We start from the raw sequence: 19615 nt of genomic DNA on the forward strand, positions 1-19615 counted from the left end.
GACGTGACCAGACTGCTTCAAGATAAGCCGCCTTGTTGGGGTGGCTCGACAGGGTTCCTTGCTTCGTCAATAGTCCGCTTCAAGGTGCGGCACGAGAGAATCACTTTGGCACCGAAACAAACACATGCGGCGTTCCCCTTGCCCGCGATGGGCAGTTACGTGATGCGCGGCAAATCGGGAGGGGATGTGTCATGAGCCAGTCGGCACAAGTGCAGAAGCGCAAGCTCATCGAAGCGGCTGTGAAAGTGCTCGGTGAGGAAGCTGACGGTGCAGAGGCGCTGTCGAAGTTTGCCGCTGCATTGTTTCGGGAAGGCGCTGCGGAAGACCTGGTCACCTACTCTGCGGCTGAGCTAGCAGCGATCGCGCGGGACACATTTGAGCGCATGTCAGACAGACGGTCTGGCCAAGCGTTTGTGCGGGTCTTCAACCCTAAACCAGTTTCAGGTGATGGTGTGCTGAGCGATGTCTCGGCCGTCGAAATCGTCAACGACAATATGCCGTTCCTTGTCGACTCGGTGATGAGCGAATTGCAGGGCGCCAGCGTTGATCTGCGGTTGGTCCTTCATCCGGTTCTTTGGGTCAATCGCGATGCCAATGGTCACCTGACGCACGTGCATGGCCATGAACGCCCGATGGGGGATGAAACCGCTCTTCGCGAGAGCGTTATCCTGTTCCATGTTGAGCAGATGGACAGCGTGTCCGACCGTGATGCGCTAGAAACCGGCATCCACGCTGTGTTGGCTGATGTTCGTTTGGCGGTGCGCGATTGGAAAGCGATGCGCCACCGGGTGAACCAGGTGGTTATGGGCTATAAGTCCGACCCTCCTTCTCTGCCCGTGGATGAGCTGGCTGAAGGCATTCAATTCATTGACTGGGTGTTGGACGACAACTTCACCTTCCTTGGTATGCGGGACTACAAATTCGTCGATGACGGTGAAGGCGGGTCATTGGAACGGGTGGATGTGCCAGGTCTCGGCTTGCTCTCTGATCCCGATTTGATGGTGCTGCGCAAAGGGGCAACCTTTGTCACCCACACGCCAGAGCTTCTGGACTTTATGCGCCGGCCCGAGCCGCTTTTGGTGACCAAAGCCAACATTCGCAGCCGTGTTCATCGGCGCACCTACATGGACTATATCGGGCTCAAAACCTACGCCGAAGATGGCACGCTGTTTGGCGAGCTTCGCATTGTCGGCCTGTTCTCTGCCACCGCTTACACCCGCTCCACGCGCAACATTCCCTATCTGCGCCGTAAAACTGATCAGGTGATGGAGCGGTCCGGTTATGATCCTGACAGCCATTCCGGTCGTGCGTTGGCCAATGTGCTGGAGAGCTATCCGCGCGATGAGTTGTTTCAGCTCGACTTAGAGACCTTACACCGCTTCTCGACTGCGATCTTGCAATTGGGCGAGCGCCCACGTGTGCGGGTGCTCTCGCGGATCGATAAGTTTGACCGGTTCGTTTCCACCTTGGTTTTTGTGCCTCGTGAACGTTACTCCACCGGGATGCGCATGAAGATCGGGGAGTGGCTGGCCGAGCAGTATCAAGGACGGGTCTCAGCTTGGTATGTGGCCTATCCCGAAGGCCCCCTAGCGCGGGTCCATTTCATCATCGGCCGCTCTGAAGGTGACACGCCTGATATCGCGCAAGAGGTGCTCGAAGAGGGTGTCGCAGGCATTGTGCGCACCTGGACGGATGCTTTCCGTTCGGCAGTCCGGGCAAGTCAAGACAGCGTGCGTAGCGCTTTGCTTCTAAGCCGCTACGGCGATGCCTTCACCGGTGCCTATCGCGAGGCGTTCTCAGGCGAAGCCGCGTTAGACGATGCGGTGATGATGGAGAGCCTTGGCGAGAGCCGAAGTCTGCAACTGGCCTTCCGTGGGCGCGATGACACCGATGGAAAACGCATCGATCTTAAGCTCTACCACGTTGGTAAGCCGATCGCTTTGTCCGACCGCATGCCGATTATTGAGGCCATGGGTTTCCGCGCGATCAATGAGCGGACGTACCGCGTTGAGCGTCGCGATGCGGAGCCGGTTTGGATTCACGATATCCTGCTGGAACGCGCCAATGGTGAGGCTATCGATCTGGAGTCGTTGGCTGAACCGCTAAAGGCTGGGTTTTTGGCGGTTTGGTATGGCCAAGCAGAAAATGATGGTTTCAACACGTTGATTGCCAGCGCTAGCCTGCCTTGGCGCGATGTGGCGATGCTGCGTGCGTTGGCCCGGTATCTTCGCCAAGCCCTGCTTGCTTTCAGCCCTGACTATGTTTGGGAAACGCTGATCAAGCACGAGCAGATCACGACATCGCTGGTTGATCTTTTCCACGCTCGTCTTGACCCTCGTAAAACTGAAGCTGAGCGTGATCATCAATCAGAGAAGATCGCCGCAGCCATCAGCATGGCTTTGGAGGATGTCTCCAGTTTGGATGAGGACACGATCTTGCGTCGGTTCCTCAATCTTATTCAGTCGATCTTGCGGACCAACTTTTTCCAGCCTGGCACGGATGGCAAACCCAAACCAACCTTCGCCTTCAAGATTGATTCAAAGAATGTCGATGGCTTGCCTGAGCCACGCCCCTTGCGCGAGATCTCGGTTTATTCACCGCGTGTGGAAGGGGTTCACTTGCGCGGTGGCATGATCGCCCGTGGTGGCCTGCGTTGGTCGGATCGTCCGCAGGATTTCCGCACCGAAGTGCTGGGCCTTGCCAAGGCGCAGCAAGTAAAGAACGCGGTGATCGTCCCGTTTGGTGCCAAAGGTGGGTTTGTGCCCAAACAGCTTCCGCCCCGTGATGATCGTGAGGCGTGGTTCAACGAAGGCACTGAAGCCTACAAGATTTTCATCTCCTCATTGCTCGATGTGACCGACAATTTGTCGCTTGATGGCATCGAACCACCTGATGCGGTGGTGCGATTGGATGGCGATGATCCTTATCTGGTGGTCGCAGCCGACAAAGGCACGGCGACCTTCTCCGATACCGCCAACGGCATCTCGGAGGCGCATGGTTTCTGGATGGGTGATGCGTTCGCGTCTGGTGGGTCCCAAGGCTACGATCATAAAAAGATGGGCATCACCGCCCGTGGTGGCTGGGAAGCGGTGAAACGCCACTTCCGCGAAATGGATGTCGATATCCAGACTGAGCCGTTCACCGTTGTCGGTGTTGGCGATATGTCGGGCGATGTTTTTGGCAATGGCATGTTGCTTTCGCCAGCCATCAAGTTGTTGGCGGCGTTTGATCACCGCGACATCTTCATCGACCCGGATCCCGACCCATCAATGAGCTTCGCTGAACGCCAGCGGCTGTTTGATTTGGGGCGTTCCAGTTGGCAGGACTACAACACCGACCTCATTTCCAAGGGCGGTGGCATCTATCCACGCTCGTCCAAGTCGATCACCCTTTCCAATGAAGCCCAAGCCGTGCTGGGGCTGGAGCAGGCTACCGTCACGCCCAACGAGCTGATGACGACAATCCTCAAGGCTGATGCTGATCTGCTGTGGTTTGGCGGCATTGGCACCTACATCAAGGCCACCGGCGAAAGCCAACTGGATGCCGGTGACCGCGCCAATGATGCGATCCGTATCAATGCGCCTGAGTTGCGCGTGAAGGTGATTGGCGAAGGTGCCAATCTGGGTATCACGCAGAAGGCGCGTATCGAGGCTGGTTTGCATGGGGTGCGGCTCAACACCGATGCGATTGACAACTCTGCTGGCGTGAACTCTTCCGACCTTGAGGTGAACATTAAGATCGCGCTTGGCGCTGCAGAGGCAGCAGGCAAGCTGGTGCGCGAGGACCGCAACACGCTGCTTGTCGAGATGACCGACGAGGTGGCGGCTCTGGTGCTGCGCAACAACTATTTGCAGACACTGTCAGTTTCGCTGACGGAAGCCAAAAACGAGAATGATTTCGGCTACCAGGCGCGCCTGATGAACACGCTGGAGGCCTCAGGTCTTCTGGATCGGGCGGTTGAGTTTCTGCCCGATGCGATGGCGCTTACCGAGAGGCGTGAGGCTGGCCAATGGCTAACCCGCCCGGAGCTGGCTGTTCTGCTAGCATACGCTAAGATCGATCTGTTCTCCTCGCTTCTTGAAAGCGATGTGCCTGATGATCCTTATCTTGGCCGGGAGATGTATCGCTACTTCCCAACGCCGATGCATGAACCTTATGGCGAGGAAATCGAAAACCATCGCCTGCGCCGTGAGATTATTGCCACGCAGCTTTCCAACTCGATGATCAACCGGGGTGGGGCAACGCTTGTCCAGATCGTGTCGGATACTACAGGCGCTTCGAAAGCTGACATCGCATGTGCCTTTGCTATCGTGCGCGATGCCTATCAGCTGACGGCGCTCAACGAGGAAATCGATGCGCTGGACACCAAAATTTCCGGTGCCTTGCAGCTGTCGCTTTACAGCGCTGTGCAACGCTTGGTGATCGACCGGATTGGGTGGTTCCTGACCAATGTCGATTTCTCCAAAGGCCTGGCTGATGTGGTGGATCACTACCGTGCTGGTATCGCTGATTTTGCACCGGTGCTCGAACGCACCATGGCGCGTCCGGTTGCTGAGCGCATCGCTGGCGATACGCAGGAACTGGTTGAGCGTGGTGTGCCCGAAGAGCTATCGGCGCGGATCGCCTCCATGGCGGTCTATTCGATCTTGCCGGATATGATCCTGGTGCGTGACGCCTGTGGGTTGGACACCGAGGCCGTGGCCAAGACCTATTTTGAGCTTGGAGCGATCTTCGGTTTGGGCCGTCTGGATGCGGCAGCGCGCGATCTTCAGGTCGCTGACTATTATGATGCATTGGCACTCGATCGGGCACGGCAATCGCTCGCCTCGGTTCGCCGTCGTCTGACCATCGACATCTTACAGCATGAAGGCGGACTTGATGCTTGGAAGGCTGAAAGGTCTGCCAAGGTGGAGCGCGTGGCCCATGCCATGAGCGACATCATTGATGGGGGCGCGTTGACGGTTTCCAAGCTTTCCGTTGCGGGTGGGTTGCTTGACGACCTCTCCTAAGACCTTCTCTGCATGACCCAAGCCGATCATATGGCCGAGGTCGCTGACAGCCTTTCCGATCCCCCGGCGGATCGGAAGGGTGTTTTCGGTTGGATCATGTTTGATGCAGCCATGCAGCCCTGGTTCACGTTGGTAACGACCTTCGTTTTTGGCCCTTATGTGGTTTCTGCTTTGGCTGCATCCCCCGCTGAAGGGCAGGCCTTGTGGGGCTATGCTGCAGGCTTTGCCGGTTTGACGATCGCGCTGTTGTCTCCACCCTTGGGGGCAATTGCCGATGCAGCGGGCCCACGCAAGCCTTGGATTGCGCTGCTTGGCCTCATCATGGCGATATGCGCGATCGGTCTTTGGTTTGCCGAACCGCGTGTTCCGTATGGTCTGACGCTTGCCTTGATCTTGTTTGCGGTTGGAACAGTTGCGGCGGAAATGGCCGGCGTCTTCAACAATGCCATGATGCCCACCCTTGTGCCTGCTGATAGGCTAGGTCGGCTGTCTGCTCACGGTTGGGCGGCTGGGTATTGTGCAGCTGTTGTCACTATTTTGATCGCCATCGGGCTGCTGGTTGGGTCACCGGAAACAGGGCGAACCATCCTGGGTCTTGAACCTTTGTTTGGCTTGGATGCGTCTGCCCGAGAGGGCGACAGGGCGGTGGGCCCGTTTACGGCGATTTGGTTTGCGGTTTTGGTGTTGCCGCTGATGGTCTTCACGCCAGATCGGCCAACGATGATGCCGATGTCACAGGCCATCGGACAGGGCCTTGCTGACCTGCGTGAGGGCCTGGCCGCATTGCGCGGCGAAAAACCGCTCACCACTTTTTTGATCGCGCATATGATTTATGCCGATGGTCTGGTGGCGCTTTTTGCTTTCGGTGGCATCTACGGCACGGGCGTTTTTGGCTGGACGATCACTGAGGTCGGTCTTTTCGGTATCTTGTTGACCATCACCGGGACGATAGGTGCGTTGATTGGTGGGCCTCTGGAAGACAAAGTTGGTGCCAAACCAGTCATCTTGACGAGCCTTGGTGTGCTCACCCTGGCCAGCCTGTCAGTGGTTAGTTTGAGCGCTGAGACTATGTTCTTCGTTATCCCGGTTTCTCCTGCGGACGGTCTTTTCGCCACGACGCCGGAGAAGCTTTATCTGGTACTTGGTGGCTTGATGGGTGCAGCAGCGGGGCCGTTGCAAGCTTCCTCCCGCGCACTTTTGGCACGTTTGGCGCCGCCGCATGCTCGGGCGCGCACGTTTGGATTGTTCGCCCTGTCCGGCAAAGTGACAAGCTTCGTAGGCCCATGGGCGGTGGCCACTGTAACAGCGCTAACCATGGATCAGCGCGCGGGCATTTCGGTGTTGATCCTCTTTTTCGTTGCAGGTGGCGCACTGCTTTTGCAGGTGCGTGTGCGCGAACGCGCCATGTGAGGCTTGATCCTTTACGATTTTTGGCCAACTCTTTGTTCCTGGTTCGATGCAAGGGAATCCGCCCCATGAGTGTCCAACGCTTGACTGCTTTGCTGGCTGGTGCTGCGGCGATGATCAGTGCGATGGTGACTGGTCCGGTTTTGGCACAAAACCAGGCACCCCAGCCCATCCAACCGATGCGGTTCTTGCTGGTAGACAATGACATCGACTGCCCTGCTTGCCGGTACATTCGCGCGGTTGGCGATATAGAAGATTTCACAGCCGCCCAGTTTCGCGACTTCGTCAAAGCCTACCGCCTGGAAGGGCAGGGCCTGACGGTCGTTTTCTCTTCGCCGGGTGGAGATGTGATAGCCGGTTTGCGTCTGGGTCGTGAGATCCGCGAGCAAGGCTTCAACACCCAGGTGGGTTTCCCGCAGCGTTTGCCACGCGGTGGTTACACGATGCGCTCGGGCGATTGCGCATCAGCTTGTACCTTTGCCTTTCTGGGCGGCGTGGAGCGTTACGCTGAGGATGATGTGATCGGCGTGCATCGCTTCTATCCGGGCAATTTGGAGCCAGACAATCGTGTTGTTCTGCGCCCTGGCGATGAAGCGGTTGCTGCGATGATCAAGGTTTACGCGCTTGATATGGGCGTCGATGACACCTTCATTGATATGTCGCTCGACGTGCCTCCGGCGGATATGCGCTACCTGTCCAATGATGAATTGCGCGACTATGCCGTCGTGAACGCTGAAGGCCCCATTCCTCTGGTGGCTCAGTTCCTTGAGGCGGATGCCAAAGGCAGTAATTAGCCTTGTTTGGCTAGTGCCGGAAGTGGCGCACACCCGTTAGAACCATCGCAAGGCCTGCCTCGTCAGCGGCTTGGATCACAGCATCATCGCGCATCGAACCGCCGGGTTGGATAACAGCCGTGGCCCCTGCTTCAGCTGCTGCGAGAAGCCCGTCAGGGAAGGGGAAGAACGCATCCGAGGCGACAACCGACCCGATGGCGAGGGATTGATCAAGGCCCGCGGTTTCAGCCGCCTCGGCGGCTTTCATGGCGGCGATCCGTGAGGAATCCAATCGGTTCATCTGGCCGGCGCCGACACCGACGGTTGCGCCGTCTTTAGCATAGACAATGGCATTGGATTTCACGTGCTTGGCAACCTTGAAGGCGAAGCGTAGATCGCGCATTTGCGCATCCGTTGGGGCGATCTTGGTGGCAACCGTGAGGTTGATATCCTCTGCCTCCAACGTGTCACGCCCCTGGACTAAGAACCCACCTGCTACGGTTCGGATCGCGTGTCCAGCGGTGCGTGGATCGGCCAAGCCACCGGTCAGCAAGAGACGAAGGTTCTTCTTTTTGGCGACCAGCGCTTTGGCCTCGTCATCGGCATCGGGCGCGATGATCACCTCAGTGAAGATTTCGGTGATTTTTGCAGCAGCTGTCCCGGTCAGCATGGTGTTCATGGCGACGATCCCGCCAAAGGCTGAAACTGGGTCGCAGCGCAGAGCCAGCGCATAGGCTTCTTCCAACGTTTCTTGCTGGGCAATGCCACACGGGTTGGCATGCTTGATGATGGCAATAGCTGGACCGGCGGCAGGATCAAAACTGGATGCCAACTCAAAAGCGGCATCGGCATCGTTGATGTTATTAAAGGAGAGTGGCTTGCCTTGCACCAGGTCTGCACGCGCCACACCGGGGCGTTTTTCGCCGGTGAGATAAAGCGCAGCGGCTTGGTGTGGGTTTTCGCCGTAGCGCATATCCAGCGCTTTTGTGCCGCCTAAAGTAACATGTGTTGGTAGGGCATCGGGCGTGTCACGGGCGAACCAAGCGGCTACCGCCGCATCATAGGCAGCGGTGCGGGCATAAGCCTTGCCAGCCAAGCTGGTGCGTGTCGCAAGACTTGTCTGACCGTCATGTGCCGCCAGGTCATCCAACACGGTTTGGTAGTCTTCTGGAGCGGTCACGACGGTAACATCTCCATGGTTTTTGGCCGCAGCTCGGATCATAGCCGGGCCACCAATGTCGATGTTCTCAATGACTGTGGCTGCGTCTGCATCAGCAGCAACAGTTGCCTCGAATGGGTAGAGGTTCACCACGAGCAGATCGATAGGCTCAATGTTTTGCTCGGCCATGGCAGCTTGATGCTCGCCGTTTGCGCGCACAGCCAGCAAACCTCCATGAACTTTGGGGTGCAGCGTTTTTACCCGGCCATCCATGATTTCTGGAAAGCCTGTCACGTCCGACACATCGGTGACGGCGATATCAGCCTCTTTCAAGGCGCGCGCTGTGCCGCCGGTGGATAGGATTGTGACACCATGCTCTGCAAGCTTGCGTGCGAAGGGTACCAGGTCTTGCTTATCGGATACCGACAGGAGGGCACGACGGATGGGGGCGAGGTCGCTCATGCGGGCGCGCTTTCATTTTGTGCTGACGGAGTTGTCTTGCTCAGGCTTGGCGCTAACACGCTCGGCCCTGCCAATGAAAGCTGGACACTTGCCTAATCTGGGGACGGGGCGTCCTGATCCTCTTCGATGGTCTCAAGCGGCGCATCTGTTGCTGGGGGCGCGTCAAAACCACCACCCATTTGAACGATGAACCGCCAATGCATCTCCGCTGGCCCACCGACTGGGCCCTCCACCAGGATGCGTCGCGCACGGCTTGGTCCGCGATAGGTTGGACGATCCGTGGGATCAACAATTTTGGCGGTGCCAGAATCGATCTCAAACATGATGGTATGGTGGCGCATCACAATGCGCATGCGCCGGTCACCTTCACTTCGAACACGCGCGCCCGGTTGCAGCTGAAAAGCCAAAGTGAACGGGTTGCGATTGGTGCTCGCAAGAGCACCTGAGGCGAACACCAATTGATCATGACCTTCAATCACCCGTCCGTTGTCGGACACGGTCAGGGAGCGTGCGTGATCGACGCCAAACTTTTGCCGATAGCCAGTGTGTCGGGCGCGAAAGCTACGCGTTGGAGCATCTGCGGACTTCTCGGTGGCGATGGCCAGGCCGTTTGCCACAAGCACGCTATCGGCATGCGCGTCTGGGAAGGTGGCGGAGGATACGCCGCCAACACACAGCGTGGAGTGTGCCGTTGTGCGGCGCTGATCCAAAAGGTCAGCGTCCACAGAGTATCCAATCTCCGGTGCGTTGGTGATGATTTTGGTTGCGGCGTAACTCCACTCAAAAGCCAATGTGGATGCATGGGCTTGTCGACTGGCTTCAAGGGGCGGAGCGCCTCCGCAATCGATCAGCAGAACCGAGTCTGGTGCTTCCAGCCGCGCATATCCGCTTTGCTGCGCCAAGATAGGCAGTGGGCCTCGCTCGGTATCAAAGAAAAGGATGGTTGCGATGAGGTCGGTTTCCAGCGCCATGATGCTGCGTGTGCCTTGAAAACGAACCAGTGTGCCATCGGGGTGGCGCAACATACGCAGCATACGCTGACCATTCTCGATCGACTGTAGCAACCGCTGTGGCGCGTTGAGACCACGGCCTTCCATCAGGGCTTTCAGCGAGAGCATGGCCGCCAGCAATGGTGGCAAGTCACCTGCGCGGCGGGTGCGCGGTCCACCATCGGCATTGAAGGTTATCTTGAGAGCTTCGGTGAGGGCATCTCTCGTTTGTTGCTTAAGTGCAATGTGATCGCTGAGAGCATGTGCAACTGACGCGCACGCCAGAACCAGCATGCAATGTTTTGTGGGGTCTTCGACTAGGGCGCGATGGGTGAATGCATACTGGGTATCAGCCAGAATGCTTGCCATGATGGTTCGATAATCCTGTGGGTCAGCTTCATCGAGCAGAAAGGCAGCATGGTTGGTCCATGCTAATGCGCGGCGGGCAGCCATGGAGGGTGTGTGAGCAAACTTTGGGTGTTTGCTCCGCGTCGCAATCCATCCAAGTACATGGTCGCGCGCGTGATCAGCGGCGATTGTTTGGGCTTCTTTGGTGCTGGTGGATGCCAATTCATAGGCGCGCAGATGGTGCAACCACTCGAAACTATGAAGGTCGCGCGCAAACTCTTCTGTGGGCGGCTCTATGTTAAAGAGCCTGCGCCCTTTTAACTCGATAACGCTATCAGCCAGGGCTATGTAACCTTCGATCCACTCGCTTGCGCGGGTTGGATCGGCAGTGCGCATATCGCGGGGCACGAGTTGGAAGAAGGCCCGGCGTGGCGACCATGTGCCCACCAAAAGGGTGGAAAGGCTCGCACCCATAGCGCGACGCCGACTCGTCAGCGACGAGCCGGTTCGTTTGAATGCTCCAAAAAGTGGTCGAAAGGTCGTTCCGATCGCCACCGTGCCTGCCCCCAGTCCCATTGAGAGTGCATGTTGTGATGCAAAACGCGATCACGCTGTGTGATAAGTGGCACGCAATAGCTCAAATTTTCGCTAAAAGCTTAGGAAACTTACAGTTCCGGTTAACATCGCTGGCTGATTTGCCTTTACGGCAGACCGCCAACTTGGATCAGTTGGGCGCACGCAGCCTGGCAACAAAAAAGCCATCCATGCCTGGGCAAACGCCATTTTGGTCGGCCGATAGGTGAGGCAGTGTGCGCACCGTTCCATCGTCCTGGATGACGCCTTTGGGGCCAAGGTCGGCCTCTATGGGGTCGAGCGACCAATCCTGATGCTCGCGCAGAAAGCGCGTGATCTGAGCTTCGCCCTCTTCGGGTTCCAATGAGCAGGTGGCAAAAACCAGAACCCCGTTCGGCTTCACAAAGTGTGCTGCCTTTTCCAGAAGGCTTGCTTGGAGCTTGGCCAAGGACTGGATATCGCGCTCACGTCGCAGATATCCAATGTCTGGGTTGCGGCGCAGCGTGCCCGTTGCCGAACATGGCGCATCGAGCAGAACAGCATCAAAGCGCTTCTTGGGTGAGTAGGTCAACGCATCGGCAATCTGGACTTCAACGGTGAGACCCAGGCGCTTCATGTTGGCGGCCAGGCGCTTCATTCGAGGTGCGGACTGATCAATGGCTGTAACGGTGCATCCGGCGCTCGCTAGTTGAGCGGTCTTACCGCCAGGTGCGGCGCAGAGATCGAGCACACACGTTTGTGACGGGTTAGGCAGTGCATCGATCAGGCTATGTGCTGGGAGGGTCGCAGCGATATCCTGAACCCACCAATCACCCTCTTCATAACCGGGTAAGCGGTCTATGCCACCTGGCTTGACCAATCGGATCGATCGCTCGTTGAGGGAAACGGGGTCGCGATCGGAAAGCCTCTCCAACCAGAGTTGGTGATCAACCCCTGGTTTAAAGGATAGGTCGATGGCCGGTTGCTGCTGCATCGCCTGTGCGATCTTGGCGGTGCGTTTTTGACCATAGGTTCGGCGCCAGCGGTTTTCCAGCCAAGCGGGCAGGTCAGATACTGGTGTGGCGTCCATAAGGGCTTGTTTTTCGCGCACCATACGGCGTCCGACGGCGTTGATCAGGCCCTTCAGCTTGCCGGTGTCTTTACGGCGCGCGGCATCCTCTACCGCCAGCGTGACGGCGGCGTGATCGGCCATCTCCATCACCAGAAGTTGGGCGGTCATCACCCGAAGAATGGCCATCGCCTTGGCGGCACTCGTATGGAGCGGTCTATCAAGACAGGCATTGATGGCAGCGTCTAACGTTGGCAAACGGCGGAGCGTGGTGAGCACAAGAGCGTGGGTCAGAGCGCGGTCGGCGCCTGCATGTAAACCGCCAGCCTTTTGGCTTTCAAAAGCGCCGTCTAGGGCCTTGCCATTGTTCAAAACACCGAAAACGAGATCAGCCGCATGGGAGCGTGCCGGCAGACCTGGAATAGATCTTCCGGTTCGCTGATCGGGCTTTTGGCGACGACGCACGTGTTGTGCGTTCAACCCCGTCAACCCCAAGGGCCTTTGGTGTCGCGGAAGGTGGCGCTGCGCGTTTGGTTCTGCTCGCCATCCAGCGAGAACGGCTCATCACCCCAGCTCATGCCCAACTCATTGAGTTTGGCGATGCGCTGTTCCATTGGTGGGTGGGTTGCAAAGAGACCCGCAAAGCGAGACCCGGCCAGTGGATTGGCGATAAACAAATGTGCTGTCGCTGGGTTGCGTTCAGCGCTTTCGATCCGCCCGCGTTGAGACAGTTGACCGATGCGTGCCAAGGCTGAGGCCAGCCAATCGGGCCGTCCGCAAATTTCGGCTGCCAGTTTGTCTGCGGCGAATTCACGGGTACGCGAGATTGCCATTTGCACCATCATCGCGGCCATAGGCGCGACGATCATCGCTGCCAACACGCCAACAATGCCCAGCGGATTGTTGCGGTTGTTGCCGAAGAAAAGCGCGAAATTGCCAAGCATCGAAATCGCACCAGCCAACGTTGCGGTGATTGTCATGGTCAGCGTGTCACGGTTTTTCACATGTGCCAGCTCATGGGCCATCACACCAACGACTTCTTCCTGCGTCAGCGTTTCCAGCAGACCGGTGGTCGCAGCGACGGCGGCGTTTTCAGGGTTGCGGCCAGTTGCAAAGGCGTTGGGTTGCGGTGTGTTGATCACATACACCTTTGGCATTGGCAGATTGGCGTGGTCGGCGAGTTGACGCACCATGGCGACCAGTTGCGGGGCGGAGCGCTCGTCCACCTCTTGCGCATTGTGCATGCGCAGCACCATTTTGTCGGCATTCCAGTAGCTGAAAAGGTTCATACCTGCTGCGATGACCAGCGCAATGATCATGCCGCTTGTGCCGCCAATGAGAAAGCCGACGCCCATAAACAGGGCGGTCAGGCCAGCCAAAAGTATGCCAGTGCGCATTACGCTCATTGCTGCAATATCCATTGTGTTCAGTGCGGGGGTCTTCCATTTATGGGGTGCGACAGAGCGTCCAACAAGGTTTGATCCTTTAGGAATGCAACTCTAAGTGTTTGTCACCAGCCACAAGTGAGCTTGACCTATGAGCGAACATCAGGACGAAAAATCGGCACGGCGCAAGGCTGCGGCTGAACGCGCCAAGGCAGAGGCACAAGCCCGGCGCGCCAAAGCTGATCAACAGACCAAGCCATCGCCTAAAGAAGTCGATGGACGCGGTGGGCTGGACCCGGTGCGCTATGATGATTGGGAAATTAAGGGTCTGACGTCAGACTTTTAAGGACGTGACCTTGCTAATGCTTGCCTGCTCCGGCGCAGGTTTTGCAGAGCGGCGTATGCGGAACAGCTTCCAACCGCTCGACTGAGATCGGCTCACCGCAGGACACGCAGACCCCATAGGTGCCGTCATCCAAACGCTTCAGAGCAGCTTCGATCATCCGCACTTCGAGCAGACCGACAGAGCCTAGCTCTTCGAGCATTTCATCGCTCTCGCGATCACTGGCCGCTTCTTCGAAGTCGGCGGGCTTGGCCTCATCCAAATCGTGCTCGATATCGACAAGGCGGTGATCAAGTTCCGCCAGGCGGGTTTTGAGGCGTTTGCGAGCATCTTCGAAGGCGATCATCGGGATTCTTTCTTGGGTCTTGAAGACCAGAAGATGCCCGATGCAAAGTCTCAGCGCATTGCGCTTGATCATGATGAAGCTGAACCACCACTCCAGCTTAGCTGGTGGGTGCGTCTACCTGATCATCCTCTTCCAGGACGCGTCGCAGGCGGCCAAACGCCAGACGGATGCGTGACTTTACTGTGCCGAGCGGCAAGCCCGTCTCCTCAGCGATCTGACTGTGCGATAGCTCGGTGAAGAATGCCAGTTCCACCAGTTGCAGTTGCTGTTCTGGCAGCTGCGCCAACGCTTTACGGATACGAGCTTGTCGCTTGTCCTCATCCAGCGTTTCGTTGGGATCGGGCAGGTTCTCGTCTTCAATGACCATCGTTTCGGTGTCGACATTGACGGTGCGCTTCCGACGCAACATGTCGATCCGGCGGTTGCGGGCGATTCTGAAAAGCCAGGTCGCGGCGGAACTTTTGGAGCGATCGAACAGAGCCGCCTTGCGCCAAACGGTCACCATCACATCTTGAGTGACCTCTTCGGCCATCGTGTCATCTGAACCCAGGCGAATGAGATAGGCTTTCACGCGCGGGCCGAAATGATTGAACAGCTCAGCGAAAGCGCTGCGGTCTTGGTTTTCCGCCACAGCTTCAAGCCAAGCTGCATGGTGCTTTGCATCGGCCTTTGCCGATTCAGACCGGGTATCAGGCTGCGTGGATCGCGGCATTCAAGAAACCGTTCGGGGTGGGTGAGGTTGAGACATTGCCGACGATGACATGCAGAACATAGGGCTCTTTTGCAATTTGTCCTGAAGTCGCGGTCGAACCACTGCTATCACTTCGTTGTAAGTGTGAGCTATTTGTTCCAAGAGGTAAACAGCGTTTGGCCATCTCGGCACTTTGACGCACCTGGGATGGCCCTAAGTGTGCGCGCAGGTTGGCCACACTGTTGCCCCACTCGCCACTAGGTATGCGGGCGGGCGGATCGCCGGGAGAGGACAGAGTAACGTGCAGCAGTCCTTAACCGGCATTTAACGACCTTTGGCGCATTATCATGGTGAATTGGACCTTGTGGACCAGCTTCGCCTTTGACGGTGTGCTTTAGGCATGTGTTAACCGTCAGGAGCCATCCCGAACTGGCCCAGAACTGACAAGCGACCGAGCGAGTTTATGATGTCTGTGTTTCCGCTTTCTCTTTCCCGTGCCCGTAACGCTGTTATGGCCGTTGCTGTTGGGCTTGGCATGATTGCCCCGGGCGTCGCCCTTGCGCAGGAGCCGACCTTTGTTGAGCAGTCTCGTGATTGGGATGTTTTCACCACCACGATTGAGGGCTCACCTGCCTGTTTTATCGTGTCCAAGCCGCGCTCCTACGATCCGATGCCGGAGAGCCGCCATGGTGACGTGTTCTTCTATCTAACGCGGCGCCCAGCAGCGAGCGTAACGGCTGAACCGCTGATCTTGGTCGGCTATTCCTTTGCTGAAGGCTCGCAGGTCACCACGACAGTTGCCGGCACCAGCTTCACGTTCCTCACCCAGGGCCCCCGCGCTTTCCTCAACAATCCGGCGGAAGGTGACAACCTTTTGGCGGCGATGCGCGCGGGGAGCGATATGCGGGTCTCCGGCACGTCGTCACGTGGAACAAGCGTGACCTATGTGTTCTCGCTTTCGGGTGTCACAGCAGGCACAAACCGCACAGCGGCTGACTGCCCCGCCTAACAGGCTGTGGTGTTGATTTTTGAACCGCCGTCCGGTTTGCCGGGCGGCGGTTTTTGCGTTATGCACGCGGCCTTCTGCCCCTTTGCTCTTGATTGATGGAAGCCGCCCCCTCAATGGCCGCCACACTTGACCTTGCTCGCCAGAACGCCAACGCGCCGATGATCGACGCGGTGGCAGAATTTGTGCCGCCCAAGCCGCAACTGATCGGCCAAGATCGCGCCGACCTGTTGGCGATCTTGGAGAGCATTGGTGTGCCAGAAAAACAGCGCCGTATGCGCGCGCGGCAGCTCTGGAACTGGCTTTATGTGCGCGGTGTGCATGACTTTGATGCGATGACCAACATCGCCAAAGATTTGCGATCAGCCCTTGCAGATGCTTACTCCATTCAACGCCCAGACATCGTCGCAGAACAGATCAGCGAAGATGGCACGGCCAAGTGGCTTATGCGGTTCCCCGCGCGCGATGCCACTGAGCAGCCGGTGGACGTGGAAACGGTCTACATTCCTGAAAGTGATCGCGGCACTTTGTGCGTGTCGAGCCAGGTTGGCTGCACGCTAACCTGCACCTTCTGTCACACCGGCACACAAAAGTTGGTGCGCAACCTCACCGCTGATGAAGTGCTGGCGCAGATTTTGGTCGCGCGCGATAGGCTTGGCGACTGGCCTGATCAAGTGACGCCGGCGGGGATGACTGCCCCACGTGATGGCGGCCGGGCTATCTCCAACGTCGTCATGATGGGCATGGGGGAGCCGCTCTACAATTTCGACAATGTGAAAAAAGCTCTGCTTATCGCTTCTGACGGCGAGGGCATTTCGCTCTCCAAACGCCGGATCACGCTCTCAACATCGGGGGTTGTGCCGGAAATCACACGCTGTGGCGATGAGATTGGCGTGATGCTTGCCATCTCGTTGCATGCCGTGCGCGATGAGCTTCGCAACGAGTTGGTGCCGCTCAACAAAAAGTATCCGATTGCTGAGTTGCTCGAGGCGTGCCGGACCTATCCGGGTGTCTCCAATGCCAAGCGCATCACGTTTGAATATGTGATGCTGAAGGGTGTGAACGACAGCTTGGCCGACGCCAAAGAGCTGGTGCGTCTGCTCAAAGGCATTCCGGCAAAGATCAATCTCATTCCGTTCAACCCATGGCCAGGCACGCGTTATGAGTGCTCCGATTGGGATCAGATTGAGCGTTTTGCCGATGTGGTGAACCGTGCTGGCTACGCTTCGCCGGTGCGCACGCCTCGGGGTCGCGATATTCTGGCCGCCTGCGGTCAGTTGAAGTCAGAGTCGGAGCGCATTCCGGCTTGGAAGAAGCGTGCGATGAACGCTGCTTTGGCCGGAGAAGCGCCTGATCCGCATGATGCGGCGCATCTGGAGGCTGCAGATTGGGCGGCCCAACAGGCGATTGCCGAGAATGGCTGATCAAGCGCCGGACTATGCTGTTGGGCGTGTTTCTTTCACGCTGCTCTTCTTGCGCTTCTTGCTGTGTGTGTTTGCCTTTCTGGTTGCTGTTTTGGCAGCCGGTCTGGTTGGCACGTTCGCGATTTATCGTGGCCTGGAAGGTGACCCGGCCTATGAGGCGTTCTATTGGGGCACAGCGATCCTGGCGGTGTTTGCCGTCGCTCATACAGCCTTTTTGCCGTCGACCTTGGTCGTTTTGGCCACTGAAACACTTCGATTGCGCAGCGTGCTCGTCTTCGGTGTCGCTGGAGCCTTGGTCGGCGCCTATTGTGCACTGGAAGCGATTGGGCCTGGGATCACCTTTTCGGACCGGCGCATGCTGATTGCCGCCGCAGCCGGTATTGTTGGTGGTCTCGTTTATTGGTTCATCGCCGGGCGCAGCGCGGGCGCCTACAGAGAACGCCTCTACACCAGGCCTAGCGAGCCTGCGTCGCCAGAAGCTTAAGCGCGAAGCCACCCATCACGCCTGCAAATAGCCAATCGAAAATCCGTGTTGCGCGCTTTGAGCGACGCAGGAAACCTGAAATGCGTTCTGCGCCCAAGATCATTGGGATGACCATAGGGATGGCAATCACCAGAAAAAACAGGCCCAGAAACATCAGCTTGCCCGATGCGTGTGGATCTGTTGGTGATACGAATTGCGGCAGAAAGGTCACGAAGAACAGGATGATCTTCGGATTGAGAAGATTGATCGTCAGGCCCTTCATATAGGCCTTTTTCAGCGAGTTGGACTTCGGCGGCCCATCGCCAGTAAGCCCAGAACCGTGTCGCAGCACCTCATAAGCGAGATAGGCTAGGTAAGCTGCGCCAACCCATTTGAGCACCTCAAAAGCTTGCGGTGAGGCTGCGATCAGCGCTGACAATCCAATGGCTGCGGCCAATGAATGGACGATGATGCCGCTTGATGCTCCAGCCATCGACATGAACCCTGCACGTCGTCCATTGGCCACCGTCTGCCCCAGAAACAGCGTCATGTCTGGACCAGGCGTAAGCGTTAGAGCGATCGCCGCCAACGAAAAAGCGGCAAGTGTGGCGAGAGATGGGATGAACTCAAACATGATCGAACTTTAACGCGCTACTGCCTGCTTCACCACCCGAAAGCGAACTCACTCGTCAGGCCCGACAGCGAGGAAAAGATAGCTGTTGGAGCGGAACGGTGCGGCACCGTCATCGGCCTCCACCACGCCCACCAGTCGTGCGCCGCGCAGGGGGCTGATGTTGCCTGGCGAGATAATCACCGCCCGCTCTCCTGGACCGGGTCGGCCCCAGGGTGCGGTGAATTCAAAATGGTTACGCGCTGGGCTGCCATCGTGCCGGAAGGCGCGCAGCGTCTCCTCGCGATCACGCAGATAGTAGGCAAACCCAGCCGAATAACGCCGACCGACGGTCACGATGGTGTCAGGCTCCAAACGATCCAAGCGGGTGCTCAACTCCTCGGCATGCTCAGCCCAACCGAACATGTCTTCTAGGTTGGTGCTGGCAATGATCGGATGATCGGGACGCACGGTCAGAGCCGCAAGGGCACTGCCAAGCATGATCACTGCCAAGGCGATGCAGGTGATGAGGTTCCAGCGGATCCATTGCCAGCGCGCGCGATCCAGCAGAATCGCCGTCGTTACAACAATCAAAGCTGGGTAGGCCGTAGCGGCCCAGTTGTAGTTCGCGCTGGATTGAAAGGCTTGCAGGCTCAACAGTCCGATGATCGGCAGCGAGAAGAAGAGCAGTAAGCGATCTGCGTTGGGGGTATCACTGCGCCAGCGTTTGACGATTGCAAACAGAAGAGCTGCGAAAAGGATGGGGCCTGCAACGGCGAATTGACTGCCGAAAAATTCAAGAAAGCTCACCGGGTCAAAGGTGAGACCACCGCCGGAGATGTTCTCACCTGTGTGGCTGAAGGTGATGAACTCATGTTGGATGTTCCAAATGAGGTTGGGTAGAAAGCCAAGCAGTCCAATGCCAACACCCAACCAAAGATCGCCCCGTTTGAGCAAAGGCCGCATGTCGCGTGTGAAGGCCAGATAGGCCAGGGCGCAAAGCGGGAAGTAGATCATCGCGTACTTGGCATTGAGCCCGATGGCGATGGCCAGACCAAAGCCGACAGCCAACGTCGCGCTGGGTGTGCGGGTGTAGTGCACAAAAGCCCAAAGCCCGGCCACCCAACAGACCAGCAGCGGCACATCGGTGGAGATAAGTAGAGAAGACGCTGAGACAGCAATGGCGAAAAGGTAGCCAAGCGCTGCAAAGAAAGCGGTGCGCGCGGCATAGAGCGATGCAGCCAGGCCAAACACGAGCATTGTCGTGATGCCGTGGAACAGTGGGGCAGCTGAGCGAATGCAGCCCTCAGTGTTGCCGCAGACAGCCGTGGTTGCCGCGATCAACCAGCCGACGAGGGGCGGCTTGGAAAAATAGCCCAGCGCCAGGTCTTGAGACCAGTACCAATACTGCGCCTCGTCATAAAACAGATCGAGAGGGGTAAGCAGCAGTACGGCGAGCCGCACAATCACCACGCCAATCACGATAAGAGCTAGCTTTTTCGCGTAGTATGCGCGGCTCTGCTCAGCAGGCGGCTTGGCGATTGGATTTTCAGAAGAGGTGGTGGATGTTGCCATCGTG

Annotated in this window: 14 protein-coding genes and 1 pseudogene; 7 read left to right on the plus strand and 8 right to left on the minus strand. The window is 57.6% G+C overall.

Features of this window, described 5'->3' with window-relative positions; all coding sequences use genetic code 11:
• The first annotated feature begins 191 nt into the window (after positions 1–191).
• The 3 genes from ABWH92_RS06890 to ABWH92_RS06900 all read left to right on the plus strand — a co-directional run bounded on the left by ABWH92_RS06890 (position 192) and on the right by ABWH92_RS06900 (position 7210).
• Positions 192–5009, plus strand: coding sequence for an NAD-glutamate dehydrogenase (locus ABWH92_RS06890; protein WP_375573347.1), 4818 nt, complete (start codon positions 192–194; stop codon positions 5007–5009).
• A 12-nt stretch (positions 5010–5021) separates the two neighbouring features.
• Positions 5022–6419, plus strand: a complete 1398-nt coding sequence (locus ABWH92_RS06895; RefSeq protein WP_375573348.1) for an MFS transporter — start codon at positions 5022–5024, stop codon at positions 6417–6419.
• 65 nt (positions 6420–6484) lie between these two features.
• Positions 6485–7210: a hypothetical protein gene (locus tag ABWH92_RS06900; protein ID WP_375573350.1), complete on the plus strand. Its 726-nt coding sequence runs from the start codon at positions 6485–6487 to the stop codon at positions 7208–7210.
• 10 nt (positions 7211–7220) lie between these two features.
• Here the strand turns inward: ABWH92_RS06900 and purH are convergent, their stop codons facing one another.
• From purH to htpX, 4 genes are all read right to left on the minus strand, one after another.
• Positions 7221–8810, minus strand: a complete 1590-nt coding sequence (purH, locus tag ABWH92_RS06905) for a bifunctional phosphoribosylaminoimidazolecarboxamide formyltransferase/IMP cyclohydrolase (protein ID WP_375573352.1) — start codon at positions 8808–8810, stop codon at positions 7221–7223.
• Between the two features lie 92 nt (positions 8811–8902).
• Positions 8903–10621 carry a heparinase II/III family protein gene (locus tag ABWH92_RS06910; protein WP_375573353.1) on the minus strand — a complete coding sequence of 573 codons (1719 nt, stop codon included), beginning with the start codon at positions 10619–10621 and terminating at the stop codon, positions 8903–8905.
• Positions 10622–10871: 250 nt separating this feature from the next.
• Positions 10872–12248: a 16S rRNA (cytosine(967)-C(5))-methyltransferase RsmB gene (gene rsmB / locus ABWH92_RS06915; protein ID WP_375573354.1), complete on the minus strand. Its 1377-nt coding sequence runs from the start codon at positions 12246–12248 to the stop codon at positions 10872–10874.
• Between the two features lie 5 nt (positions 12249–12253).
• Entirely contained in the window at positions 12254–13174 is a 921-nt protein-coding gene (gene htpX / locus ABWH92_RS06920; RefSeq protein ID WP_375573355.1) for a zinc metalloprotease HtpX, read from the minus strand.
• 130 nt (positions 13175–13304) lie between these two features.
• Between htpX and ABWH92_RS06925 the strand changes: the two genes are divergently transcribed.
• Positions 13305–13499, plus strand: a complete 195-nt coding sequence (locus tag ABWH92_RS06925) for a DUF1674 domain-containing protein (RefSeq protein WP_375573356.1) — start codon at positions 13305–13307, stop codon at positions 13497–13499.
• Between the two features lie 13 nt (positions 13500–13512).
• Here ABWH92_RS06925 and ABWH92_RS06930 read toward each other — a convergent pair whose 3' ends face one another.
• The gene (locus ABWH92_RS06930) at positions 13513–13842 is read right to left on the minus strand and encodes a TraR/DksA family transcriptional regulator (protein WP_375573357.1); all 330 of its coding nucleotides are present in this window, start codon (positions 13840–13842) and stop codon (positions 13513–13515) included.
• A 97-nt stretch (positions 13843–13939) separates the two neighbouring features.
• The gene (locus ABWH92_RS06935; RefSeq protein ID WP_375573359.1) at positions 13940–14554 is read right to left on the minus strand and encodes a sigma-70 family RNA polymerase sigma factor; all 615 of its coding nucleotides are present in this window, start codon (positions 14552–14554) and stop codon (positions 13940–13942) included.
• 442 nt (positions 14555–14996) lie between these two features.
• Here ABWH92_RS06935 and ABWH92_RS06940 point away from each other — a divergent pair, with 442 nt between their 5' ends.
• The 3 genes and pseudogenes from ABWH92_RS06940 to ABWH92_RS06950 all read left to right on the plus strand — a co-directional run bounded on the left by ABWH92_RS06940 (position 14997) and on the right by ABWH92_RS06950 (position 17447).
• A complete protein-coding gene (locus ABWH92_RS06940) occupies positions 14997–15542 on the plus strand; it encodes an invasion associated locus B family protein (protein ID WP_375573361.1) in 546 nt (181 codons plus the stop codon).
• A 113-nt stretch (positions 15543–15655) separates the two neighbouring features.
• Positions 15656–16876, plus strand: a pseudogene (gene rlmN, locus ABWH92_RS06945) (23S rRNA (adenine(2503)-C(2))-methyltransferase RlmN); the annotation flags it as partial.
• A gap of 79 nt (positions 16877–16955) precedes the next feature.
• Complete coding sequence (locus ABWH92_RS06950; protein WP_375573362.1) at positions 16956–17447, plus strand: hypothetical protein; 492 nt, start codon at positions 16956–16958, stop codon at positions 17445–17447.
• On the opposite strand, the gene ABWH92_RS06955 is transcribed toward ABWH92_RS06950, so the two are convergent.
• Positions 17419–18060, minus strand: a complete 642-nt coding sequence (locus tag ABWH92_RS06955; protein WP_375573364.1) for a LysE family translocator — start codon at positions 18058–18060, stop codon at positions 17419–17421. The genes ABWH92_RS06950 and ABWH92_RS06955 overlap by 29 nt on opposite strands.
• Before the next feature lie 48 nt (positions 18061–18108).
• Entirely contained in the window at positions 18109–19611 is a 1503-nt protein-coding gene (locus ABWH92_RS06960) for an ArnT family glycosyltransferase (protein WP_375573366.1), read from the minus strand.
• Positions 19612–19615: the final 4 nt, after the last annotated feature.

The sequence above is a fragment of the Ahrensia marina genome (assembly GCF_042140245.1).
Lineage (GTDB): Bacteria > Pseudomonadota > Alphaproteobacteria > Rhizobiales > MH13 > MH13.